The organism is Xanthomonas sp. NCPPB 2864, from assembly GCF_056675615.1.
On record NZ_JBWWVS010000001.1, the window covers coordinates 1039541 to 1062846 of the forward strand.

The 23306-nt window shown below is 66.0% G+C and carries 19 protein-coding genes; 12 read left to right on the forward strand and 7 right to left on the reverse strand.

The genetic code is table 11. The annotated features are described in order from the left end of the window. Positions 1-9 precede the first annotated feature (9 nt). The gene (locus AC1KVE_RS04360; protein ID WP_481091850.1) at positions 10-810 is read left to right on the forward strand and encodes an amidohydrolase; all 801 of its coding nucleotides are present in this window, start codon (positions 10-12) and stop codon (positions 808-810) included. 93 nt (positions 811-903) lie between these two features. Here AC1KVE_RS04360 and AC1KVE_RS04365 read toward each other — a convergent pair whose 3' ends face one another. Beyond that, positions 904-1674 carry a glutaminyl-peptide cyclotransferase gene (locus tag AC1KVE_RS04365; protein ID WP_481091849.1) on the reverse strand — a complete coding sequence of 257 codons (771 nt, stop codon included), beginning with the start codon at positions 1672-1674 and terminating at the stop codon, positions 904-906. 165 nt (positions 1675-1839) lie between these two features. On the opposite strand from AC1KVE_RS04365, the gene AC1KVE_RS04370 reads away from it, so the two are divergent. Continuing rightward, a complete protein-coding gene (locus AC1KVE_RS04370; RefSeq protein WP_016904973.1) occupies positions 1840-2277 on the forward strand; it encodes a hypothetical protein in 438 nt (145 codons plus the stop codon). 201 nt (positions 2278-2478) lie between these two features. Here AC1KVE_RS04370 and AC1KVE_RS04375 read toward each other — a convergent pair whose 3' ends face one another. From AC1KVE_RS04375 to AC1KVE_RS04385, 3 genes are read right to left on the reverse strand one after another with little or no spacing between them, the layout of a single operon-like run. Then, positions 2479-4083, reverse strand: coding sequence for a pseudouridine synthase (locus tag AC1KVE_RS04375; protein ID WP_481091848.1), 1605 nt, complete (start codon positions 4081-4083; stop codon positions 2479-2481). Then, complete coding sequence (gene scpB / locus AC1KVE_RS04380) at positions 4076-5341, reverse strand: SMC-Scp complex subunit ScpB (RefSeq protein ID WP_481091847.1); 1266 nt, start codon at positions 5339-5341, stop codon at positions 4076-4078. The genes AC1KVE_RS04375 and scpB overlap by 8 nt, the downstream gene beginning before the upstream one ends. Next, the gene (locus AC1KVE_RS04385; RefSeq protein WP_024940608.1) at positions 5319-6224 is read right to left on the reverse strand and encodes a segregation and condensation protein A; all 906 of its coding nucleotides are present in this window, start codon (positions 6222-6224) and stop codon (positions 5319-5321) included. The genes scpB and AC1KVE_RS04385 overlap by 23 nt, the downstream gene beginning before the upstream one ends. 350 nt (positions 6225-6574) lie before the next feature. On the opposite strand from AC1KVE_RS04385, the gene AC1KVE_RS04390 reads away from it, so the two are divergent. The 10 genes from AC1KVE_RS04390 (at position 6575) to AC1KVE_RS04435 (ending at position 20501) form a co-directional block, all read left to right on the forward strand. After that, the gene (locus AC1KVE_RS04390; RefSeq protein WP_481091846.1) at positions 6575-6874 is read left to right on the forward strand and encodes a YciI family protein; all 300 of its coding nucleotides are present in this window, start codon (positions 6575-6577) and stop codon (positions 6872-6874) included. Beyond that, the gene (locus AC1KVE_RS04395) at positions 6871-7140 is read left to right on the forward strand and encodes a BolA family protein (protein WP_016904540.1); all 270 of its coding nucleotides are present in this window, start codon (positions 6871-6873) and stop codon (positions 7138-7140) included. Before AC1KVE_RS04390 ends, AC1KVE_RS04395 begins: the two co-directional genes overlap by 4 nt. Positions 7141-7467: 327 nt before the next feature. Continuing rightward, complete coding sequence (locus AC1KVE_RS04400; RefSeq protein ID WP_046342967.1) at positions 7468-8490, forward strand: LacI family DNA-binding transcriptional regulator; 1023 nt, start codon at positions 7468-7470, stop codon at positions 8488-8490. Positions 8491-8611: 121 nt separating this feature from the next. Beyond that, complete coding sequence (locus AC1KVE_RS04405) at positions 8612-11590, forward strand: TonB-dependent receptor (RefSeq protein ID WP_024940604.1); 2979 nt, start codon at positions 8612-8614, stop codon at positions 11588-11590. Between the two features lie 101 nt (positions 11591-11691). After that, positions 11692-13311 carry a glucoamylase family protein gene (locus AC1KVE_RS04410; RefSeq protein WP_039527041.1) on the forward strand — a complete coding sequence of 540 codons (1620 nt, stop codon included), beginning with the start codon at positions 11692-11694 and terminating at the stop codon, positions 13309-13311. A gap of 3 nt (positions 13312-13314) precedes the next feature. Then, positions 13315-14667 (forward strand): sugar ABC transporter substrate-binding protein, encoded by a 1353-nt coding sequence (locus AC1KVE_RS04415; RefSeq protein WP_102256655.1) that lies wholly within the window; start codon positions 13315-13317, stop codon positions 14665-14667. Next, entirely contained in the window at positions 14664-15548 is an 885-nt protein-coding gene (locus AC1KVE_RS04420) for a carbohydrate ABC transporter permease (protein ID WP_024940601.1), read from the forward strand. The genes AC1KVE_RS04415 and AC1KVE_RS04420 overlap by 4 nt, the downstream gene beginning before the upstream one ends. Beyond that, on the forward strand, positions 15545-16381 hold the full coding sequence (locus tag AC1KVE_RS04425) for a carbohydrate ABC transporter permease (protein WP_046342961.1): 837 nt from the start codon (positions 15545-15547) through the stop codon (positions 16379-16381). Before AC1KVE_RS04420 ends, AC1KVE_RS04425 begins: the two co-directional genes overlap by 4 nt. Positions 16382-16407: 26 nt before the next feature. Continuing rightward, on the forward strand, positions 16408-19545 hold the full coding sequence (locus tag AC1KVE_RS04430; protein WP_481091845.1) for a discoidin domain-containing protein: 3138 nt from the start codon (positions 16408-16410) through the stop codon (positions 19543-19545). A 59-nt stretch (positions 19546-19604) separates the two neighbouring features. Continuing rightward, positions 19605-20501, forward strand: coding sequence for an endonuclease/exonuclease/phosphatase family protein (locus AC1KVE_RS04435; protein ID WP_104568388.1), 897 nt, complete (start codon positions 19605-19607; stop codon positions 20499-20501). A 118-nt stretch (positions 20502-20619) separates the two neighbouring features. On the opposite strand, the gene AC1KVE_RS04440 is transcribed toward AC1KVE_RS04435, so the two are convergent. From AC1KVE_RS04440 to AC1KVE_RS04450, 3 genes are read right to left on the reverse strand one after another with little or no spacing between them, the layout of a single operon-like run. Next, positions 20620-21852: a TraB/GumN family protein gene (locus AC1KVE_RS04440; protein WP_167764168.1), complete on the reverse strand. Its 1233-nt coding sequence runs from the start codon at positions 21850-21852 to the stop codon at positions 20620-20622. Next, the gene (locus AC1KVE_RS04445; protein WP_046342957.1) at positions 21845-22372 is read right to left on the reverse strand and encodes a GNAT family N-acetyltransferase; all 528 of its coding nucleotides are present in this window, start codon (positions 22370-22372) and stop codon (positions 21845-21847) included. The genes AC1KVE_RS04440 and AC1KVE_RS04445 overlap by 8 nt, the downstream gene beginning before the upstream one ends. Before the next feature lie 4 nt (positions 22373-22376). Continuing rightward, positions 22377-23261 carry a carbon-nitrogen hydrolase gene (locus tag AC1KVE_RS04450; protein WP_016904714.1) on the reverse strand — a complete coding sequence of 295 codons (885 nt, stop codon included), beginning with the start codon at positions 23259-23261 and terminating at the stop codon, positions 22377-22379. Positions 23262-23306 lie beyond the last annotated feature (45 nt).

The window sequence follows — 23306 nt, forward strand, 5'->3', positions numbered from 1 at the left end:
GAGCCTTTAATGCACGACCTGCGCATCTCCCTGATCCAAGGCGACACCCGCTGGCATGACCCGGCCGGCAATCGCGACTATTACGGTGCGTTGCTGGAGCCGTTGGCCGGGCAGACCGATCTGGTGATCCTGCCGGAGACCTTCACCAGCGGGTTCTCCAACGACGCCATCGACAAGGCCGAGGACATGGACGGGCCGACCGTGGCCTGGGTGCGTGCGCAGGCGGCGCGGTTGGGTGCGGCCGTCTCCGGTAGCGTGCAATTGCGCACGCCCGAAGGCGTGTTCAACCGGCTGCTGTGGGCCACGCCGGACGGAGCGCTGCAGTATTACGACAAGCGCCATCTGTTCCGCTTCGGCAACGAGCACCTGCGCTACGCGGCCGGGCGCGATCGCCTGACGGTGGAGTGGAAGGGCTGGCGGATCAATCCGCAGGTCTGCTACGACCTGCGCTTTCCGGTGTTTTGCCGCAATCGCTTCGATGTCGAGCGGCCGGGCCAGCTGGATTTCGATCTGCAACTGTTCGTCGCCAACTGGCCGTCCGCGCGCGCCTATGCCTGGAAGACGTTGCTGCGCGCACGCGCGATCGAGAACCTGTGCTTTGTGGCAGCGGTCAACCGCGTCGGCGTCGACGGTAATCAGCTGCACTACGCCGGCGACAGCGCCGTGATCGATTTCCTCGGCCAGCCGCAGGTGGAAATCCGCGAGCAGCCACAGGTGGTCACCACCACCCTCAGCGCTGCCGCCCTGGCCGAACACCGCGCACGCTTCCCGGCGATGCTGGATGCGGATGAATTTGTGATTAGGGATTAGGGATTAGGGATTAGGGATTGGTGCAAGCAGGCAAGGCACAGCTCTTTGCTTGCCCGCCGTTGCGAATCCCCAATCCCGAATCCCCAATCCCGGCTACTCACCCAACTTGATCTCGTAGATCTTCGGCCACCGCTTGCCGGTGACGAACAGACGATCGTGCTCGGCGTCGTAGGCGATGCCGTTGAGTACATCGTTGCTTGGGTCGCTCAGGGTGTCGGCGTCCGGCACCAGCGCCTTCAAGTCGACCCAGGCGATGACCTTGCCGCTGGCCGGGTCGATGCGTGCGATGCGGGTGGTCAGCCAGACGTTCGCCAACAGCTCGCCGTTGACCCATTCCAGCTCGTTGAGATTGTCCAGCGCCCTGCCGCCGGCAGTGACCTTGATGCTGCCGACCTGCTGCAGCGTCTGCGGATCCAGCCGTCGAATGCGGGCAGTGCCATCGCTCATGTACAGGCTGCTGTCGTCGCGGGTCAGCGCCCAGCCCTCGCCGGAATAACTGAACTGCGTGCGCGGCGTCAGCGTGGCCAGGTCGTAGACAAACCCGCGCTGGTTGCGCCAGGTCAGCTGAATCAGGCGGTCGTGCCAGGCCACGATGCCTTCGCCGAAAAACGGCGCCGGTGTCGAGGCCTGCTGCAGGACGCGGCCGGTCTCCAGCTCGACCTTGCGCACGCTGGACTGGCCCAGTTCGCCGGTGCTCTCGTACAGGTAGCCGTCGAGATAGAACAGGCCTTCGGTAAAGGCGGCGGTGTCGTGCGGATAGGTGCGCACGACGGTATAGCCCTGGGTCGGGATGGTCTCGCCGCAGTGGGCGAGGGTGGGCAGCAGCAGGGCGGCGAAGAGCAGGCTGTAGACGGTGCGTGGCATGCCGCAATCATCCCATGCCGCCATCGCAGACTGTGGCGGCGCAGGCCGCCGGCCGGCGAAATAATGATTCGCTGAACGGTCGCATGCGCGGTGCCGGCATGTTGTCGCGGCTGCCACATCGGCGCTGATAGGCTCGGCGCCACGTTCACCAACCGGAATGCCCGCATGATCAAGTCCCTTTCCCTGTTCGCGCTGCTGGGCGCCGCAACGCTTGCACCGCAGGCGCAGGCCGCCGGTAACATCGACTGCCAGCTGTCGTTCAACCTGTCGGGCTGGTCGGTGTTCTACAAGACCGCCAGCGGCACCGGCACCATCAAGTGCGACAACGGCGCGGTGATCCCGGTCAAGATCTCCAGCAAGGGCGGCGGCCTGACCGTCGGCAAGTCCAAGATTGTCGGCGGCCGCGGCACCTTCTCAGGCGCCTACAGCCTCAATGATCTGTTCGGCACCTACGCGGCGGCCGAAGCGCATGCCGGCGTGGTCAAGTCCAGCACGGCACAGGTGGTCACCAAGGGCGACATTTCGCTGGCCCTGGCCGGCACCGGCGAGGGCGTCGATCTGGGCGTGGCGGTGGGCAACTTCGTCATCGAGCGTCGCAAGTAAGACGCTGTGCATGCAGCGCAGGCGTCGCCAATGGTCGACGCCTGCGTGAACGCGCAGCGCCCCCAGACAGTGGGCTCTGCGCTGTTGCCGTACGAACTCGGTGTCGCTGCTGTTTCCAGCAACTGCGATGCCGGGCGCGAACGGAAACACCAATAAAAAACGGCCCTTTGCAGGGCCGTTTTTTATTGCGCGTGCCGCAGCTTAGCGACCGCGATTACCGCCGCCCGGCGGGCGACCACCCGGTCCACGCGGCGCGCCGCCCGGACCACCGGGACCGCGATTGCCGCCCGGACCACGGTTGCCACCGGGGCCACCCGCACGTGCGCCGGTCGGGCGACCGGCCGCAGGACGTGCCGCGCCATACGGGCTGAAACCCGGGTTGGCGTGATCGGACGGGAAGCTCGGTGCGTTGCCCGGATGGCCGTACGGATGCTTGCGCTGACCCTGGCCCTGCGACTGGCCCTGTCCGCTACCGGCGCCGCCACGTCCCGCGCCGCCCGCGCCAGGGCGTGCATTGCCCGCGCCGCCACCTGGGCGTGCACCGCCCGGACCCTTCTTCGCGTACGGGCGCGCCTGGCCGGTGCCAGGGCCACCGGGGCCGGCATTGCGGTGGCCGCTCGGGCCGGTGCTCACGCCATCGGGCACGTACCAGCTGCGGAACGCGGCCGGGTTGCCGTCCGGAAGGCCGCGGTCGCCCTTGGCGGAGGCGCGTTGCTTGAATGGGCGCTGCTGCGACTGCTTGGCCGCCGCTTCGCCGCTGACGGTGAGGCCGCCGCGGAAACCGCCCGGCTTGCCACGGCCACGGCCGCCGCGATCTTCGCGCGGGTTGTCGAAGCGGCGCAGTTCGCGTCCTTCGTCGGCGCCGGAGGTCTGGCCGTTGACGTAGGCATTGCTTCGGCCATCGCGCGAGACGTGCACGGTGGACTTGGCGGCGCGGCGCTGGCCGATCACCGGCTGCAGCGTCAGCGCCGACGGCGCGCCTTCTTCCAGCTTGAGTTCGGCACGCAGGCTGTCGACCTTGTCCTGCGCCACTTCGATGGACTGCCCACGCAGCAATTCGCGCGGCAGCGAGATCTTGCCGTAGCGGCTGCGCTTGAGGCGACTGACCTGGCAGCCCTGCGACTCCCACAGGCGACGTACTTCGCGGTTGCGGCCTTCCTTGACCACCACGCGGAACCAGTCGTGCGAGTCGGTGCCGCCGATGCGTTCGATCTCGTCGAACTTGGCGCCGCCGTCTTCCAGCAGCACACCGCGCGACAGGCGCTCGATGATGGCGTCGGAGACCTTGTCCTCGCCTTCCGGGGCGCGTACGCGCACCACGTATTCGCGCTCGACCTCGTAGGAGGGATGCATCATCGCGTTGGCCAGCTCACCGTCTGTGGTCAGCAGCAGCAGGCCGGTGGTGTTGATGTCCAGGCGGCCGATGGCGATCCAGCGCGAGCCCTTCAATGCCGGCAGCGACTCGAACACGGTCGGGCGGCCTTCGGGGTCTTCGCGGGTGGTCACTTCGCCTTCGGGCTTGTTGTAGATCAGCACGCGCGAGGGCTCGGTCAGCGCGCTGGCCACGAAACTGCGGCCATCCAGCTCGATCTTGTCGCCGCTGCGCACCGACATGCCGGTCTGCGCGACGGCGCCATTGACCTTGATCAGGCCATCGGCAATGCGCTGTTCCAGCGCGCGGCGCGACCCCAGTCCGGCTTGGGCCAGCACCTTGTGCAGGCGCTCTTCCAGCTTGGGCGCTTCGGGCGCGCTGTCGCGCTTGAGGGAAAGCTTGTTCAACGACAGCTTGCGGGGGGTGTCACTCATGTGTCTGGCTCCGGCCGACGCGTTCTGGGTCGGCCTCTGGGTCGGAATCGGCTTCGTCAACAGCCACGGTCGTCGTCGCGACGGCGTTGTCTTCGTCTTCGTTCACTGCGCCCGCGCGCGTTCCCGGCGCGGTGTCGGGGGCGCCCTCACGGGCGTCATCTGGGTTCAACGGTTTTGGGTCCTGCGCCGAGGCATGCTCGGGGTGTTGCGGTGTGTCGTTACTCGATTCATCGGCGCTGGCCTGGTCATCGACCGCGTCGGCGTGGTGTTCGTGTTCGTCGTCGACTGCAGTGCCTGGGCTGGCGATCTGGTCGCTGTCGTCTACATCAACATCGGTATCGCCATCGCCATCGGCATCAACGGCCAGCTCGGCATCGGCATCGGCGTGCGTTGCGTCGTCGCTGTCGCTGGTTGCGTCGGTGGTGCTGTCCGATGCCGGCAGCACCTCCTCGGCATCGCGCTGTTCCTGCGCGTCGTCGCCCGGGTCGGCATCCACGTCAGCATCTGCATCCGCCGCCGCGTCAGTCCGGGCGGCAATCGCCGCATCGGCGCCGGCGCCGTCTGCATCCGCCCTATCCGGGTCTGGATCCGTATCCGGACCCGCTTCAGCATACTCCGTACCCATCGCCGCCGACGCCGGCACCGCGCCATCAAGTTGGCCGTCGCGGTCCAGCGGCAGCTGCGGTTCCAGCTCGGCAATGTCCTTCAACTCAGACAATGGCGGCAGCTCGTCCAATCGCTTGAGCCCGAAGTAATCCAGAAAGCCCTTGGTGGTACCGAACAGGGCCGGCTTGCCGGGCACGTCGCGGTGGCCGACCACGCGGATCCACTCGCGTTCTTCCAGCGCCTGGATGATGTTGCTGCTGACCGCCACGCCGCGCACCTGCTCGATCTCGCCGCGGGTGATCGGCTGCCGGTAGGCGATCAGCGCCAGGGTTTCCAGCGTTGCGCGGGTGTACTTGGTGCGGCGCTCGGTCCACAGCCGGGAGACCCAGCCATGCACGTCCGCCTTGACCTGGAAGCGGAACCCGGAGGCCACCTCGACCAGCTCCACGCCGCGCTCGGCGCAGCCGTCGCGCAGCAGTTCCAGCGCGCGCTCGACGCTGCCGGGCGGCGCCGGTTCTTCTTCCGGAAACACGCCCTGCAGCTGCGCCAGCGTCAGCGGCTGGCTGCTCGCCAGCAGGGCGGCTTCGATAATGCGGGTGATCAGCGCTTGATCCATTCGGTGATCGGCTTCAGAGGGGTTCGTTGGCGGCATCGCTGTCGTCGAATTCGCTGGAGAATTGCAGCGGCGCATTGGTATTGCCCAAGGCCAGCGACTTCACGTAGATCGGCGCCAGCGGCGCCTCCTGCACGATGTCCAGCAATTGCTCCTTGGCCAGTTCGAGCAGCGCCAGGAAGGTGACCAGCACGCCGAGCTTGCCTTCTTCGGCCGTGAACAGCGATTCGAAACGGTAGAACCTGCCATCGTCCAGGCGGCTCAGCACATCGCCCATGCGCTGGCGCACGCTCAACGCCTCGCGCTTGATCGCATGGCCGGTAAACAGTTCGGCGCGTTTGAGCACGTCGTACAGCGCCATCAGCATTTCTTTCAGTTCCACCGGCGGCGGCAGCTTGACCGCAGCGCGCTCGGGAAGATGCGCCTGCACCGGCGCGCTGTCGCGGCCCATGCGCGGCAGCGTGTCCAGATCCTCGGCAGCCTGCTTGAAGCGTTCGTATTCCTGCAGCCGGCGCACCAGCTCGGCGCGCGGATCGTTTTCTTCGCCTTCCTCGCTGGGCGGGCGCGGCAACAGCATGCGCGACTTGATCTCGGCCAGGATCGCGGCCATCACCAGATATTCCGCCGCCAGTTCGAAGCGCAGCTCCTGCATTACGTTGATGTAATCCACGTACTGCCGGGTGATCTCGGCGACGGGGATATCCAGGATGTCCAGATTCTGCCGGCGGATCAGATACAGCAGCAGGTCCAGCGGACCTTCGAAGGCATCCAGGATGACTTCCAGCGCGTCCGGCGGAATATACAGATCCTGCGGGATCTGCAGCACCGCTTGCCCATGCACCACCGCCAGCCGCATTTCCTGCTGCTGTGGCGGCGCGCTCGTGGCTGGCGGATTCGCGTCGTGCGCGAGTTCGGAATTCATCAGGTCGACATCGGGTCTTACGGTCGCCGGCCACGGTCGGAGCCGCGCCTGCAGGGCTTTGCCTTGAGTTATTGCGATCAATGTCGTGCCCGTGCCGGCACGATCCTACAAATCCACATACAACGTGCGCCGCGTGGCATGCGGCGACGGAACAGCGAGGAGGTCGTCTACGCGGGTCGGCGGTGGGCAGCGAATCGGTCGTCGAGGAGGCGTGGGGCCTGGGCCGACGGGCCGCTGCGTCCGATTGCGTGTGCAGTGGTGGCAAGGGTAATGCGTGCGCGGGGGCGGTGTCCAGCGCCGAGGCGGCTAGAATCCCGGGGCTGTTCTTCACGTCTTGGGCGAGGTGGCCTATGTGGTACGTAATCGAGGGGTATGACCGGGCCGACGCACTGGCGGCCCGGCAGCAGGCGCGACCGGCGCATCTGGCCCGTTTGCAGACGCTGGCGGCGGCAGGGCGCCTGCTGGTGGCCGGGCCATGTCCGGCGATCGATGCCGAGGATCCGGGCCCGGCCGGTTTCAGTGGCAGCGTGGTCATCGCCGAATTCGACGCGCTGAATGACGCCCACGCCTGGGCCGATGCCGATCCGTATGTCGAGGCGGGCGTCTACGTGCGCACCGAGGTGCGTCCGTTCCGCCGGGTGCTGCCATGAGCCGGGTCGAGCGGATCCGCACCGCGCTACAGGCGGCGCTGGCGCCGACCGAGCTGGAGGTGGTGGACGACAGCCATCGCCACGCCGGGCATGCCGGCGCGCGCGACGGCCGTGGACATTTCAATGTGCGCGTGGTCAGCGCCGCCTTCGCCGGCAAGCCGCCGCTGGCGCGGCACCGCGCGGTCTATGCCGCGGTGGGCGAGATGATGCAGACCGATATCCACGCGCTGTCGATCGAGGCGATCGCGCCGGGCGAGGCGGGCTAACAGGCCAATCAAGCCGCCGTCGTAGGAGCGCACCCGGGCGCGACGGATTTATCGGTAAGGCCTGTCGCGCCCGGGTGCGCTCCTACGGGCGGCGATCGTTCCCAGCAGTGCGCCGAACCGCCCCAACCGTGATCGCGGTCGACCTTCATCCGTGGACACATGAGCGGTATTTGTTGCGTCGCAACACATCGCTTCACGTATTCATCACTTGCAGATGCTTGATCTGTAAGCGTTTTCACGGGCGTGAAGACAGGGGTTTACGCCTTCGTATGAAAACGCTTACAGTCCGCGCCAGTTTTGGGAACTCGGTCGCGGAGGGCGACACGAATGGCCAAGGGTGCGGTCACCATCAAAGATGTCGCCAGGGAAGCACAGGTCTCCGTTGCAACGGTGTCGCGTGCGCTCAATGGGCATGACAACGTCGCCGGGCCGGTGCGCCAGCTGGTGCAGGACGTGGCCGCGCGCCTGCGCTACAGCCCGCATGCGGCAGCCCGCAGCCTCAGCAGCCGACGCACCCAGACCCTGGGCGTGGTGCTGCCGGACCTGTATGGCGAATTCTTTTCCGAGCTGATCCGTGGAATCGATGGTGCGGCGCGTGCCGCCGGCCAGCATCTGCTGGTGTCCAGTTACCACGGCGACCCGGAGGCGCAGGGCAGGGCATTGCAGTCCATGCGCGGGCGCGTGGATGGTCTGCTGGTGCTGTCGCCGTATGCCGAGCAGCCCGGGTTCCTCACCGACAACCTGCCGCAGGCGCTGCCCACGGTATTGATCAACGCGCATCTCCCCGGCGACGCCTATCCGGTGCTGAGCATCGACGACCATGCCGGCGCGATGGCGATGACCGAACATCTGTTGTCGGCCGGACATCGGCGCATCGCCTTCATCGGCGGGCCAGCGCTGAATTTCGATGCGCGCGAACGCCTGCGTGGCTTCCGCGATGCGATCGCCGCCCACGGCGATACCGCGCAGGGCATAGAATTCACCGGCGACTTCGACGAGGCCTCAGGCCACCGCGCCGGCCAGGCGATGCTGGCCGGCGGCACGCTGCCCGACGCGGTCTTCGCCGCCAACGACATGACCGCGCTGGGCTGCCTGTACGCGTTTGTCCAGGCCGATGTCTCGGTGCCCGGCGATGTGGCACTGGCCGGTTTCGACGATATTCCGCTGGCCCGTTTCGTCCATCCGGCGCTGACCACGATGCGGGTCAGCATCGCGCGCCTGGGCGAGCAGGCGATGTCCCGGCTGATGCGGCTGGTGGACCAGCCCGGCCGCGACGACGGCATCCGCCAATTGCTCACGCCCGAGCTGGTGATCCGCGCCTCCTGCGGCGCCGGCGAGCCCGGCCCCTGAGGTTTCCTGCCCGCTGACCCTTTTCGCGGACGTTCTGTCCGCTCCCGCTGCCCCCCGCAGCGGTCGTTCCTGCAAGTCGCAACGCCACAACAACAATCTGTACCGATCCCTGGAGGGACCAATGCGCCACCACTACCCCCATTCCGCCAGTCCGGCGCGCAAGCTGCTCAGCTGCGCCCTGGCCAGTTGCCTGTTGCTTGGTGCTGCACCGGCCTTTGCGCAGAGTGCTGCGGCGACCATCCGCGGCCAGGTCACCGTCGACTCGGCGCCTGCCAGCCAGGCCCAGGTCACCGCGACCAATCTCGCCACCGGCCTGACCCGCACCGTGCAGGTCAGCAACGGCGGCTACTCGCTCGGCGGCCTGCCGCCGGGTTCGTACCGCCTGGACGTCACCGCCAACGGCCAGACCACCTCGCAGAACGTCACCGTGCAGGTCGGCCAGACCGCGACCCTGAACCTGGGCGTCGGCGGCGAACCGGCCACGGCTGACGGTGGTAACGCCACCACGCTGGACGCGGTGCAGGTCAAGGCCCCGCCGGTACTGGTGGAAACCCGTACCTCCGAGAACGCCACCTATATCTCCAACGTGCAGATCCAGAACCTGCCGCGTGCCACGCGCAACTTCCTGGAACTGGCCGACACCGTGCCGAACGTGCAGTTCACCCGCGAGGCCAACGGCACCACCAAGGTGCGCTCGGGCGCTACCTCGGCCGAAGGCACCAACGTCTACATCGACGGCGTGAGCCAGAAGAACTACGTGCTGACCGGCGGCGTCAGCGGCCAGGATTCCAGCCGCGGCAATCCGTTCCCGCAGTCGGCGATCGGCGAATACAAGGTCATCACCTCCAACTACAAGGCCGAGTTCGACCAGGTCAGCGGCGCGGCCATCGTGGCCTCGTCCAAGTCCGGTACCAACGATTTCCACGGCAGCTTCTTCTGGGATACCAGCAACGACAGCTGGCGCGAAGAAAGCCCGCTGGAAAAGCGCGCCGGCGTGCGTGACGACTTCGAGGAAACCCAGTACGGCGCCACCTTCAGCGGCCCGATCCTCAAGGACAAGGCGCACTTCTTCGTCGCCTATGAAGCCAAGGAATACACCACCCCGAACGTGGTGATCCCCGGTTCGATCTATTCGGACCGCGTCGATCAGCTGCCCACGCAGTTGCAGCCGCTGGTCGCCACCTACAGCACGCCGTTCAAGGAAGACCTGTACTTCGCCAAGATCGACTGGACCATCGGCGACAACAGCCTGTTCGAGCTGAGCGGCAAGTACCGCAAGGAAGACGAGCTCAACGACGTCGGCGGCACCTCGACCCTCGAGCACGGCAGCATCAACGGCCAGGAAGAAAAGCGCGCCAACCTGCGCTGGCAGTACAGCGGCGCCAACTTCCTCAACGAAGCCAACCTCAGCTACGAGAGCGCGTTCTGGAACCAGGCGCCGATCAACAACGGCAACGGCTACATCCTCAGCTACACGCCCAACCGCGGTAACGAGACCGACGTGCTTGCCGCAGGCGCCGGCAGCAGCTTCCAGCGCAAGGGTCAGAAGGGCTGGACCTTCCAGGACGACCTGACCCTGAACAGCCTGGAATGGCACGGCGCGCACACCGTCAAGATGGGCGTGAAGTTCAAGAGCATCGATCTGGATTCCACCCAGTTCAACCCGGCCAACCCGCAGTACTACTACAACATCCTCAGCGATGTCGAAACGCCGTACCGGGTGCGCTTCGGTGCGCCGCTGGTCGAAGGTGGCGGTTCGGTGGTGTCCAAGAACAAGCAGTACGGCATCTACCTGCAGGACGACTGGGAGGTCAACGAGCACTGGACCCTGAACCTGGGCGTGCGCTACGACTACGAAGAAACCCCGGCGTTCCTGGACTTCGTGACCCCGTCCGACGTCGCCGGTGCGCTGCAGAACTGGACCAACCTGCGCAACGCCAATTACGACATCAACAACTTCATCAGCACCGGCAACAACCGCAAGGCATTCAAGAATGCCTGGCAGCCGCGCCTGGGCGCCTCCTATGACCTGTTCGGCGATCAGGCGCATGTGATCTATGGCGGTGCCGGCCGTGCCTACGACCGCAACATCTTCGATTACCTGGCGCTCGAGCAGCTCAACAACTCATTCAACTCTTACAGCTACTACTTCACCAGCGCCAATAACCCGGCCTGCCTAGGCGACCCGTGTACCGCATGGAATCCGGCCTACAACACCCAGGAAGGCCTGAACACGCTGACAGCCAGCAGCACCGGCGGCGGCGGTCGCGAGGTCTACCTGATCGACAACAACATCAAGACCCCGTACTCGGATCAATTCAGCATCGGCATGCGCAACATGGTGCCGCTGTGGGGCCAGGACTGGTTCACCGACGTGACCCTGAGCCGCATCGAAAGCCATGACGGTTTCGCGTTCGTGCGCGGCAACCGTCTGCCGGATGGGTCGTTCTTCCAGCCGGGCACCACTTCCGGCTCGCCGACCGACGGCCCGGATGGCTACAGCGCCATCGTGCTGGGGACCAACGGCGTGGAAACCCGCAACAACCAGCTCGCCCTGCAGGTCGAGAAGCCGTTCGACGAGGAGTCCGGCTGGGGCCTGACGGTGGCCTACACCTATTCCGATGCCAAGGAGAACCGCCAGTTTGGCGAGCATTACGCCCTGGATCGCGAACGCATCGAGGACTACGGCTGGCGCGAGGCCGGCGGCATTCCGAAGAATCGCCTGGTGGTCACCGGCATCTACGAGCTGCCGTACGAGATCAAGCTGTCCGGCAAGCTGTCGCTGGCCAGCCAGACCGCGCGTTATGGGCAGAACTGCCTGGCCGGCAACGACCAGTGCTACATCGTGCAGTTCAAGCCGGACGGCACGCTGGGCTACAAGGAGTTCAGCATCGCCGCCAATAAAGAGTGGGATACCGGCGCAGGTGTCAAATTCAACGTGCGTGCGGATATCCTCAACGTGTTCAATTGGGTGAACTACGCCAACTTTAACGGCGAGACCGGGACACTCGGAGACTTGAACACGGCTTACGGCACCCCGACCGGTGTGCTGGCGTCGCCGATGCGTACCTTCCGTCTGGCCTTCGGCCTGAACTGGTGAGGTACTCGACCGCCCCGGCAGTTGCCGGGGCGGTCGAACTCGGCGCTTGGATAGGGTAGGTTGGCGTGCGAGATGTAATCGATTACACACGTGGGGGGCGGATGAACAGGGGCAGGACTTCGTATTGGTTGACGATTCCACTATTGCTGGGTGCGCTGGTGCTGGCGTCCTGCAAGCAGGCCGAGGAACCCAAAGTGGCCGAAAAGAAGGCGCCGGTGAAAGTCATCCTGGTGGAAGCGCAGCTGCCACCCAAGCCGGTCAAACCCGCGCTGCCACCGCTGTTCTCGGACATCGAGCGCCGCACCTTCCAGTTTTTCTGGGACACCACCAACGAACTCAATGGGCTGTCGCCGGACCGGTTTCCGTCACGTCCGTTCGCCAGCATCGCCTCGGTGGGGTTCGCGCTGACCGCGTACCCGATCGGCATCGAGAACGGCTGGGTCAGTCGCAATCAGGCGATCGACCGCACCTTGACCACACTCAAATTCTTCCGCGATGCGCCAATGGGGCCGCAGCGGACCGGTAGGGCCGGGTACAAGGGCTTCTACTATCACTTTCTGGACATGCAGCAGGGCAACCGTTACGACAGCTGGGTCGAGCTGTCGAGCGTGGACACCGCGCTGCTGATGATGGGCGTGTTGTTCACCCAGTCGTATTACGACGGCGACGACCCGCGCGAAAAGGAGATCCGGCAGATCGCCGATGCGCTTTACAAGCGCGTGGACTGGCGCTGGCTGCAGCAGCGCGCGCCGCTGATCTCGATGGGCTGGTTCCCCGAGAGCGGCTTCATCGACCACGACTGGATGGGCTACAACGAGGCGATGATGCTGTACATCCTCGCGCTGGGCTCGCCGACCCATGGCGTGGACGTGGATGCCTGGACCAGCTGGACCCGCACCTACAACAATGACTGGGGCGTCTACCAGGGCCAGGAATATCTGTCCTTCGGCCCGCTGTTCGGTCACCAGTACAGCCATGTCTGGATCGATTTCCGCGATATCCAGGACCAGTACATGCGCGAACGCGGTATCGACTATTTCCTCAACAGCCGCCGCGCCACCCTGGCCCAGCGCGACTACGCCATCGACAACCCGATGAAGTGGAAGGACTACGGCGAGAACGTCTGGGGCCTGACCGCCGGCGACGGCCCGCAGAACACCAGCCAGGAATACCGTGGCGAGCAGCGCCAGTTCCGCCACTATTCCTCGCGCGGCGCCGGCCTGCGCGAGAACTTCGACGACGGCACCATCGTGCCGTCGGCGGCGATCTCCTCGATCGTGTTCGCCCCGGAAGTGGTGATCCCGGCCACCGAGGAAATGCACAAGCGCTATGGCGACTTCCTGTATTCCAGCTACGGCTTTCTGGACTCGTTCAATCCCAGCTTCAACTACGACATCCCGCTCAAGACCGGGCGCATGGTGCCGGACCGTGGCTGGGTGGCCAGCGACTACATCGCCATCGACCAGGGCCCGATCCTGGCGATGATCGCCAACTACCAGAACGAATTCGTCTGGACCGTGATGAAGAAGAACCCCTACATCCGGGCCGGTCTGGAACGCGCCGGCTTCACCGGCGGCTGGCTCACCCCCGAAGGCGAGCCGCAGCCGGCGCCACAGAAGGATGAGCAAAAGGCCGCCGCCCGCGCGCTGGGCATGGCCGAGTCGCGTGCCGCCGCCGCCCAGGCCCAGCAAGACCCCTCGCAACGCCAAAAACCCGAGTAATCCGTGCGCCTTTTGAAACTGTTGATGATCTCCGCCGCACTGTGTCTGGGTGTGGCGGGATGCGAACGCTCCGACCCCGGCAAGACCACCGTGCGCTTCTGGGCCATGGGCAAGGAGGCCGAAGTGGTCGCCGAGCTGGTGACCGACTTCGAGAAGCAAAACCCCGACATCCACGTGGATGTGCAGAACATCCCGATGACGGCGGCGCACGAAAAACTGCTGACCGCCTTTGCCGCCGATGGCTTGCCGGACGTGTGCCAGCTCGGCAACACCTGGCTGCCGGAGTTCGCCCTGCTGGACACGCTGGAACCGATGCAGCCGTATGTGGCGCGTTCCAGAATCGTCGACCCGCAGGATTATTTCCCCGGCGTGTGGGACACCAATCTGGTCGACGGCACCCTGTATGGCGTGCCGTGGTATGTGGACACCCGGCTGCTGTTCTATCGCAAGGACCTGCTGCGCGAGGCCGGCTATAGCGAGATGCCCAAGACCTGGGCCGAGATGGAACAGGTGATGGCGGCGATCAAGCGCAAGGTCGGCCCGGACCGCTACGCCATCCTGATGCCGCTCAACGAGTTCGAGCAGCAGCTGTCGTTCGCGCTGCAGCAGGACGACCGCCTGCTGCGCGACCATGACAACTACGGCAACTTCCGCGGCGAGGGCTTCCGCAAGGCGCTGGGCTTCTACGACACCATGTATCAGAAAGGCTGGGCACCGAAGGTCTCCGAGACCCAGGTCTCCAACGTCTGGTACGAGTTCTTCAATGGCTATTACGCGTTCTACCTGTCCGGCCCGTGGAACGTGCGCGAGTTCAAGCTGCGCCAGCCGCCGGGCATGGAAGGCAAGTGGGGCACTGCGCCGCTGCCGGGGCCCAACGGCCTGGGCGCGGGCATTGCCGGCGGTTCCAGCCTGGTGATCTTCAAGTCGTCGCAGCACAAGGACGCCAGCTGGAAGCTGATCGAATACCTGTCGCAGCCGCAGGTGCAGGCGCGCTTCCACGCCATCATCGGCGACCTGCCGCCGCGTCGCAGCACCTGGAAGTTGCCCTCGCTGGCCAACGACGAACTGGCGCATGCCTTCGGCGACCAGCTGGAGCGGGTCAAGGCCACGCCCAAGGTGCTGGAGTGGGAGCGCATCGTGCAGGAAATGCGCCTGGTGACCGAGCGCGTGGTGCGTGGCGGCCAATCACATGAGGCCGCCGTGCAGGAACTGGATAAACGCGTGGACGAGATTCTGGCCAAGCGCCGCTGGATCTTCGAACAGGAGGGCGGGCATGTCGGTCCGGCCGGTGAAACGGCAACGCCTGCGGCGACACCTGCCGCAGCGCCTGCAGCGGGCGAGGGGGCGGCACGATGATGAAGCGTAATTCCGTCGCCGGCTGGGTGTTCGCCGCGCCGTCGATCCTGGTGCTGGGCATGTTCTTCGGCGTGCCGGTGTTCGCCGCGCTGGTGCTCAGCGTCACCGACTTCGATCTGTACGCACTGGCCGACAGCGGCCATTTGCGCTTCGTCGGCCTGGGCAACTACATCGACCTGCTGCAGACGCCCCTGTTCTGGAAGTCGTTGTGGAACACCACGTATTTCGTGCTGCTGGGCGTGCCGATGTCGATCGGGGTGTCGCTGGGCGCCGCATTGCTGCTCAATGCCAAGGCCTCGCGCTTCAAGGCGTTGTTCCGCACCGCCTTGTTCGCCCCGGTGGTGACCACGCTGGTGGCGGTGGCGGTGATCTGGCGCTATCTGTTCCACATCAAGTACGGCTTGGTGAACTTCGGCCTGAGCCATCTGGGCATCGCCCCGATCGACTGGCTGGGCGACCCGCGCTGGGCGATGCCGACCATCATGCTGTTCGCGGTGTGGAAGAACTTCGGCTACAACATGGTGATCTTCCTGGCCGGGCTGCAGGCGATCCCGCAGGACCTGTATGAGGCCGCGCGCATCGATGGCGCCTCGCGCTGGAAGCAGTTCCTGCATATCACCCTGCCGATGCTCGGCCCGGTGCTGATGGTGGTCGGGGTGATCACCATCTCCGGCTATTTCCAGCTGTTCGCCGAGCCCTACGTGATGACCCGCGGTGACCCACTGCAAAGCACCGTGAGCGTGCTGTATTTCATGTTCGAGGAAGGCTTCAAGTGGTGGAACCTCGGCCGCGCGTCGGCGGTGGCGTTCCTGTTGTTCCTGATCATCCTGGCGGTGACCACCGTGATGCTGCGCTTTGGCCGCAAGAGGGATTTGATATGAGTCGTGATGTCGGCCAATCGCGCTGGAACGGCGTGCTGATCAACGGTGGCCTGCTGGTGCTGGCGCTGGTCAGCCTGGCGCCGCTGTTGTGGATGCTGTCGGTGTCGTTCATGCCCACCGGCGAGGCCAGCCGCTTCCCGCCGCCGATGCTGCCCTCGGCGTTCACCACCGCCAACTACCACGAGCTGTTCGCGCGTACCGGCATGGCGCGCAACTTCGCCAACAGCCTGATGGTGTCCGGGCTGATCACGCTCGGCTCGCTGCTGATCAACACCATGGCCGGCTATGCGTTCGCCAAGCTGCAGTTCGTCGGCCGCGAGCGCATCTTCAAGATCCTGATGGCGGCGCTGGTGATCCCGGCGCAGGTGGCGATGCTGCCGCTGTTCCTGTTGATGAAGCAGCTGCATCTGGTCAACAACATCGGCGGGGTGGTGGTGCCGGCGCTGGCGACGGTGTTCGGTATCTTCCTGGTGCGCCAGTACGCGCGCAGCATTCCCGATGAACTGATCGAGGCCGCGCGCATCGACGGCGCCAGCGAAATGCGGATCTTCTTCCAGATCGTGCTGCCGATGCTCAAGCCGGTGCTGGTCACCCTGACCATCTTCACCTTCATGGGCTCGTGGAACGATTTCATGTGGCCGCTGATCGTGCTGACCGACCAGGAGCAGTACACCTTGCCGGTGGCGCTGGCCGCACTGTCGCGCGAGCACATCATGGACGTGGAGCTGATGATGGCCGGCGCAGTGGTGACGGTGATTCCGGTGCTGCTATTGTTCGTCGCGCTGCAGCGCTACTACATCCAAGGTCTTCTGCTGGGGAGTGTGAAGGGGTGAAGCCAATGTTCCTGCGATTGTTTGCCATGACCGCTGTTGCCACCTCTGCGGTCACGGCGCAGGCGCAGGAACGCGTGCTCGACGGCTTCAACGACATCGGCGCCTGGCGCCTGGTGGTGTCCAACCAGGTCAGCGGCTCGCTGCGGCCGGTGGCCACCAGCGCCGGCGGGCATGCGCTGTGCCTGGACTACAACTTCAACGGCGTGTCCGGCTATGTCGGCATCCGTCGCAACCTACCGATCGACTATCCGGACAATTACCGCATCAGCTTTGCGCTGCGCGGCGACTCGCCGTCCAACGACCTGCAGGTCAAGCTGATCGATGCCAGCGGCGACAACGTATGGTGGGTCAACCGGCCCGGCTTCAACTTCCCGAAGAACTGGACCACCGTCGGCTATCGCAAGCGCAACATCGAAAAGGCCTGGGGCCCGGGCCAGGACAAGCAGCTGCGCAGTAGCGCGGATGTCGAGTTCACCATCTACAACAAGGTCGGCGGCAAGGGCACGGTGTGCTTCGACCGCCTGACGCTCACGCCGCTGCCGCCGGAAGACACCTCGCCGTTGAAGGCCGAGGCGATCACCGACACCGCGCCCGCCCTGGAACAACGCCTGGCCGACGGCAAGCCGGAGACCTTCTGGCTCAGCGGCGCGGTCAAGCAACAGACCGTCACGCTGGACCTGGGCAAGGTGCGCGAATTCGGCGGCGCGGTGGTGCAGTGGGTCCCCGGCCTGCAGGCCTCGCAATACGTGGTGCGCGCGTCCAGCGATGGGCGCGGCTGGCGCGACCTGCGCACCGTCACGGCCGGTGCCGGCGGCACCGATTGGCTGGCGCTGCCGGACACCGAGGCGCGTTACCTGCGCTTCGATCTCAAGGACGGCCCCAACTGGCGCTACGGCATCAAGGAAGTGCAGCTGCAGCCGCTGGCGTTTGCGGCGACCCCGAACGACTTCATCAAGTCGCTGGCCGCGCAGATGCCGCGCGGCAGCTATCCGCGCGGTTTCTCCGGCGAGCAGCCGTACTGGACCATCCTGGGTCTGGATGGCGGCACCGAGCAGGGCCTGATCGGCGAGGACGGTGCGGTGGAAGTGGGCAAGGGCGGCTTCAGCATCGAGCCGTTCGTGGTCACCGGCGGCAAGCTGCTGCACTGGTCCGACGTCAGCAGCGAACAGAGCCTGCAGGACGATTACCTGCCGATTCCCAGCGTCGACTGGCACCACGACCTGATGAACCTGCGCGTGACCGCATTCGTGCAGGGCACCCCGGATCAGGCGCAACTGGTCGCACGCTATCAGCTGCACAACACCGGCAAGGAGGCGCGCGACTTCACCCTGGCGTTGGCTGTGCGGCCGTTCCAGGTCAACCCGCCGGCGCAGTTCCTCAATACCCTGGGCGGCGTCAGCCGGATCGAACAACTGGCGGTGGAGGGCGCGCAGGTCAGCGTCAACGGCAAGCCGCGGGTATTTGCCGCACAACGTCCGGATGCCGGCTTTGCCAGCGCCTTCGACAGCGGCATGGATGTCAGCCATCTCACCGCCGCCACGCCGCCGACGATCACCCAGGTCAAGGACGACACCGGCCTGGCCTCGGGCGTGCTGCTGTATCGCTGGAAGCTGGAGCCCGGCCAACAGCGCGAGGTGGCGCTGGTGATTCCGCAGACTGGCACCGCGCAACTACCGGCCGGCTTCGATGCCGACAAGGCGCAGCAGCAGGTGGCCCAGCAGTGGCGCAGCAAGCTCGATCGCGTGCGCATCAGCGTGCCGGCCGAAGGCAAGCCGGTGGTCGACACCCTGCGCACCGCGTTGGCGCATATGTTGATCTCGCGCATCGGCCCGCGCCTGCAGCCGGGCACGCGCTCGTATTCGCGCAGCTGGATCCGCGACGGCGCGATGATTTCCGAAGGCCTGCTGCGGCTCGGCCGCGAAGACGTGGTGCGCGAGTACGTCGACTGGTTCGCCCCGTATCAGTTCGCCGACGGTATGGTGCCGTGCTGCGTGGACGACCGCGGCAGCGACCCGGTGCCCGAGAACGACAGCCATGGCGAGCTGATCTTCAACATCGCCGAGTACTACCGCTACACCGGCGACAAGGCGTTCCTGGAAAAGATGTGGCCGCACGTGACCGGCGCCTACGACTACATGGAAAAGCTGCGCGCCAGCGAACGCACCGAAGACAACTTCATGCGCAATCCGGCCTTCTACGGAATGATGCCGGTGTCGATCAGCCACGAAGGCTATTCGGCCAAGCCGGTGCATTCGTACTGGGACAACTTCTGGGCGCTGCGCGGCTACAAGGATGCGGCGATGCTGGCCGGCGCGCTCGACAAGCCCGACGAGGTCGCCCGCTTCAGCGCCGCACGCGACGAATTCAGTGGCGACCTGGTCGCCTCGCTGGGCGCGGCGGTGCGCCAGCACAGTCTCGATTTCCTGCCCGGCTCGGCCGAGCTGGGCGACTTCGATGCGACCTCGACCACCATCGCGCTGGCCCCGGGCGGCGAGCAGCAACGCCTGCCGCAGGACCTGTTGACCAATACCTTCGAGCGCTACTGGAAGGAGTTTTCCGATCGCCGCGACGGCAAGCGCGCATGGAAGGACTACACACCCTACGAATGGCGCAACGTGGCCGCGTTCGTGCGCCTGGGCTGGCGCGACCGCGCCTGGGACGCCACCGCGTTCTTCTTCAAGGACCGTGCGCCGCAACCCTGGAACCAATGGGCCGAAGTGGTCTCGCGCACGCCGCGTACGCCGTTCTTCGTCGGCGACCTGCCGCATGCCTGGGTTGCCTCTGATTTCGTGCGCTCGGTGCTGGACATGTTCGCCTACGGACGCGAATCCGACGCCAGTCTGGTCATCGCTGCCGGCACGCCGACGCGTTGGTTCGAGGGCAAGGGCATCGGCATTGCCGAGCTGCGCACACCGTACGGGCGCCTCAATTACACCTTGCAGCGCACCGACAAGCAGCTGGTGCTGCAACTGCAGCCGGGCCTGATCCTGCCGCCGGGCGGGGTGGTGCTGCCGTGGCCGTACCAGGGCACGCCGGGCAAGGCCAGCATCAACGGTGAATCTGCCGAATGGCAGAACGGCGAATTGCGGATTCAACAGCTGCCGGCCAACGTGCAGATCGATGTGCCCAGCGCGGTGCGGCGGGCCGAGCGCGCCTCGCAATGAACGACGCGGCTCGACCGACCCGGGCAGCGCCGGCGCGGCGCGGCGGCGGGGGGCCGGTCGTGTGGGTGGCGCTGCTACTGTGCTTTGTCGCTGTACACGCCACGCAGGCCGCGCAACCCGCACAACTCGAGCAGACCGATCAGGCAGCACACGCATCCCCGGCAGTGCAGTCGCCGGGCGCGGCGCAGCGCGAGATGACCCTGGTCACGCTCAACCTGCATCACGACCGCGAAGACTGGCCGGCGCGTCGCGCCTATATCGCCAGACAGCTCAAGCAACTGGCGCCGGACGTGATCGCGCTACAGGAAGTGATCGAGCGCCGCGGCAGCGTGGAGAACCAGGCCGCCTGGTTGGCGCGCAAGCTGGATTACGACTACACCTTCGCCTCGGCAGATCCGGTCGGCGCGCCCAAGCGCTACGGCAACGCGTTGCTGAGCCGGCGCACGGTGCTGGCCCGGCATCAGCGCCTGCTGCAGCCGCTGGACGACTACCGCGTAGCCGCGCATCTGCAGGTCGATGTCGACGGCCAGCCGATCAATGTCTACGTCACCCACCTCAACGAACGTGCCGATGCGCGTGGCACGGCCACACGCACGCGTCAGGTCGCCGACCTGCTGGACTTCATTGCCTCCAACAGCGAGCAGGCCCCGGTCGTGATCGCCGGCGATTTCAACACCGCCGCCGACGCCCTGGATCTGGAAGCGCTACGCAAGGGCTACGGCGACAGCTACGGCAGCGTGCATCGCAACAGCGATGCCACCGTCAGCACCTTGAACCTGCATGTGTTCGACACGCCGGCGCGGATCGACCACGTGTTCTTCCAGCAGAACCGCCTGCTGGCGCGCGAAGCGCGCATCCTGTTCGACACCCCGTATGCCGAAGGGCGCTGGGCATCGGATCACTACGGCGTCTGGGTACGCCTGCAGCTCGCGCCACAGGCGCAGTCCGCGCCGTAGCCGCGCGCAAGCGATCGAATGCCGTAGGAGCGCACCCGGGCGCGATGGGGCATTACCGGTAACGCCCCATCGCGCCCAGGTGCGCTCCTATGAGCAGCAGATTGCAGCGCCGCCACGCTCACCCATGCAGGCGATTGAAGATCTGCACACCGGCCAGCCACACGCCGGCCATGCTGCCGACGTTGGTCAGCAGGAAGGTCAGCACCACGCGCGAGACGCGATTGCGGTACCAGCCGCGCAAGGTCTGCGCATCGTCGCGCAGCGACAGGAAGTCGCCATAGGCCGGCTTGCGCATATGCACTTCGACCAGGGCGGCGAATGCACCGGTCGGCACGCTCAGACGGAATGGCTTGAACGGCGCCACCACCGCCGCGGTGAGGATGCTCAACGGGTGGCTGCCCGCCAGCAGGCAGCCCAGCGCGGCCAGTCCTCCGGTATACATCGCCCACTGCAACAACAGGTCCGCGCCCATGCTCAGGCCGCCGCGCCAGAAGCCGATGCCGATGCCGGTGATGATGATCGCCAGGATGCCCAGCGTGATCCACGGAATGCGCTTGCGCTGCTGCACGAATTCCAGCGATTCGCGCAATGGGCCGGGTGCGGCGGTGTCCTGTTCCAGGTGGCGTGCAAGACCTGCCAGGTGTCCTGCACCGACCACCGCCAGGATCTCGCGCTGATCGGTGGTGGCTTCCTCGCGCAGGCGCGTGGCCATGTACTGGTCGCGCTCGGCAATCACGGTCTCGTACAGCTCCGGGCTTTCGCTGGCAAAGTCGCCGAAGCTCGCCTCCAGCATGTCGCCCTGCTTGAGCTTTTCGATTTCCTCTTCGCCCACCTCGTCAGCCGCGAACAGACCGCCGAGCAGGCCGCCGGCCAGTTTCATCTTGCCGAAGAATCCCAGCCGCCCGGACGCGCGCTTGAAGGTCAGGCCGACCTCGCGATCGATCAGGTGCACCGGCAGGCCTTGCGCGCGCGCCAGGTTCACCGCTTCCTTCAATTCCGCGCCCGGCTCGATACCGAGCTGCTTGGCCAGGCGGCGCTGGTAGGCGGCCAGGGCGAGGTTGGCCGCAAACAAGGCCACCCGGCCCTTGCGAATCACCTGCACCAGGTCCAGGCGGGCGAGGGCATCGGGGTCGCTGAGCGCCTGCAGGCGCTGCGCGTCCAGTTCCACCGCCACCGCATCGTAGCGGCCGCTGCCGATCGCCCGCTGCACCGCAGCCACGCTGGCCAGCGAGACATGCGCGGTGCCGAGCAGGGTATAGCGCACGCCATCGCGTTCAACGATGCGATGCGGCTGGCCGGACAGCGCATCGTCCAGAACGTGGGTGGTTTGCTCAGTCATGGGGTCATTCATCAGAAGGAGGGGCGGTGTCACCGGAGCCGAGCGCGCGTTGCATCTGCACGCCGTCCAGCCAGCGACCATGCTTGCGGCCGATACCGGTGAACACTCCGACCGTGCGAAAACCAAAACGTTCATGCAGCCGTCGCGATGCCAGGTTGTCGGCATCGCCGATCACCGCAATCATCTGTCGATAGCCGCGCTGTTGGCAGCGTGCGATCAGCTCGCCGAGCAAGGCCTTGCCGATGCCGTGGCCCTGCGCGGCGCTGGCGAGATAGATCGAATTCTCGACGGTCCAGCGGTAGCCGGCGCGTGCGCGATAGGCGCCGACGTAGGCATAGCCCACCACCACGCCATCGCGCTCGGCAACAAGATAGGGGTAGCCGGCATCCACGCTCGCGCGCACCCGTGCAGCCATCTCATCGCGCGATGGTGCGCTGTATTCGTAGCTGTTGACCCCGGCAATCTGCTCCGCATAGATCGCGGTGATGGCCGGGATGTCCGCGTCGCGGACTTCGCGCAACTCCACTGGCATGCGGTCAGTCGATGTAGCGCTTGAGCAGGTCGCCATACGCATCGATACGGCGATCGCGCAGGAACGGCCAGATGCGGCGCACGTGTTCGCTACGCTGCAGGTCGACGTCGCAGACCAGCACCGTCGGGTCCTGTCCGGCTTCGGCGATAAATTCGCCCTGCGGCCCCAGCACATGGCTGTTGCCCCAAAACTGGATGCCCGACGCGCCCAACGGCGAGGGCTCATGGCCGACGCGGTTGCACGACAGCACCGGCACCCCGTTGGCGACCGCATGGCCGCGATGGCTGAGCACCCAGGCATCGCGCTGGCGCTCCTGCTCCGGTTGCTGGTCATCCGGATCCCAGCCGATCGCGGTGGGGTAGAGCAGCAGCTCCGCACCGGCCAGCGCCATCAGGCGCGCCGCTTCGGGGTACCACTGGTCCCAGCACACCAGCACGCCGAGGCGGCCGACCGAGGTATCGATCGGCGCAAAGCCCAGATCGCCCGGCGTGAAATAGAACTTTTCATAGAAGCCCGGATCGTCCGGGATATGCATCTTGCGGTACTTGCCGAGCAGGCGGCCGTCCTTTTCGAACACGACCGCGGTGTTGTGATACAGCCCGGCCGCGCGGCGCTCGAACAGCGAGGCCACCAGCACCACGCCGTGCTGCTTGGCCAGCGCGCCCAGCCGCTCGGTGCTGGGGCCGGGGATCGGCTCGGCCAGGTCGAATTCGTCCACCGACTCGTGCTGGCAGAAATACGCACCGTTGTGCAGTTCCTGCAGCAGCACCAGCTTGGCGCCCTGAGCGGCGGCTTCGGCCACGCGCGATTCGATGATGGCCAGATTGGCCGCGGCGTCGCCGTGGTTGCGCTCCTGGATCAGCGCGACGGGAAGGAGATGACGGGTCATGGCGATTCGTCCAGCGAAGTGGCGCACTAAGGTAGCGCGCGATGG

Coding starts and splice junctions, on each gene's coding strand:
- AC1KVE_RS04360 (WP_481091850.1), top strand. CDS start 10: ATGCACGACCTGCGCATCTCCCTGATCCAAGGCGACACCCGCTGGCAT.
- AC1KVE_RS04365 (WP_481091849.1), bottom strand. CDS start 1,674: ATGCCACGCACCGTCTACAGCCTGCTCTTCGCCGCCCTGCTGCTGCCC.
- AC1KVE_RS04370 (WP_016904973.1), top strand. CDS start 1,840: ATGATCAAGTCCCTTTCCCTGTTCGCGCTGCTGGGCGCCGCAACGCTT.
- AC1KVE_RS04375 (WP_481091848.1), bottom strand. CDS start 4,083: ATGAGTGACACCCCCCGCAAGCTGTCGTTGAACAAGCTTTCCCTCAAG.
- scpB (WP_481091847.1), bottom strand. CDS start 5,341: ATGCCGCCAACGAACCCCTCTGAAGCCGATCACCGAATGGATCAAGCG.
- AC1KVE_RS04385 (WP_024940608.1), bottom strand. CDS start 6,224: ATGAATTCCGAACTCGCGCACGACGCGAATCCGCCAGCCACGAGCGCG.
- AC1KVE_RS04390 (WP_481091846.1), top strand. CDS start 6,575: ATGTGGTACGTAATCGAGGGGTATGACCGGGCCGACGCACTGGCGGCC.
- AC1KVE_RS04395 (WP_016904540.1), top strand. CDS start 6,871: ATGAGCCGGGTCGAGCGGATCCGCACCGCGCTACAGGCGGCGCTGGCG.
- AC1KVE_RS04400 (WP_046342967.1), top strand. CDS start 7,468: ATGGCCAAGGGTGCGGTCACCATCAAAGATGTCGCCAGGGAAGCACAG.
- AC1KVE_RS04405 (WP_024940604.1), top strand. CDS start 8,612: ATGCGCCACCACTACCCCCATTCCGCCAGTCCGGCGCGCAAGCTGCTC.
- AC1KVE_RS04410 (WP_039527041.1), top strand. CDS start 11,692: ATGAACAGGGGCAGGACTTCGTATTGGTTGACGATTCCACTATTGCTG.
- AC1KVE_RS04420 (WP_024940601.1), top strand. CDS start 14,664: ATGATGAAGCGTAATTCCGTCGCCGGCTGGGTGTTCGCCGCGCCGTCG.
- AC1KVE_RS04425 (WP_046342961.1), top strand. CDS start 15,545: ATGAGTCGTGATGTCGGCCAATCGCGCTGGAACGGCGTGCTGATCAAC.
- AC1KVE_RS04430 (WP_481091845.1), top strand. CDS start 16,408: ATGACCGCTGTTGCCACCTCTGCGGTCACGGCGCAGGCGCAGGAACGC.
- AC1KVE_RS04440 (WP_167764168.1), bottom strand. CDS start 21,852: ATGAATGACCCCATGACTGAGCAAACCACCCACGTTCTGGACGATGCG.
- AC1KVE_RS04445 (WP_046342957.1), bottom strand. CDS start 22,372: ATGCCAGTGGAGTTGCGCGAAGTCCGCGACGCGGACATCCCGGCCATC.
- AC1KVE_RS04450 (WP_016904714.1), bottom strand. CDS start 23,261: ATGACCCGTCATCTCCTTCCCGTCGCGCTGATCCAGGAGCGCAACCAC.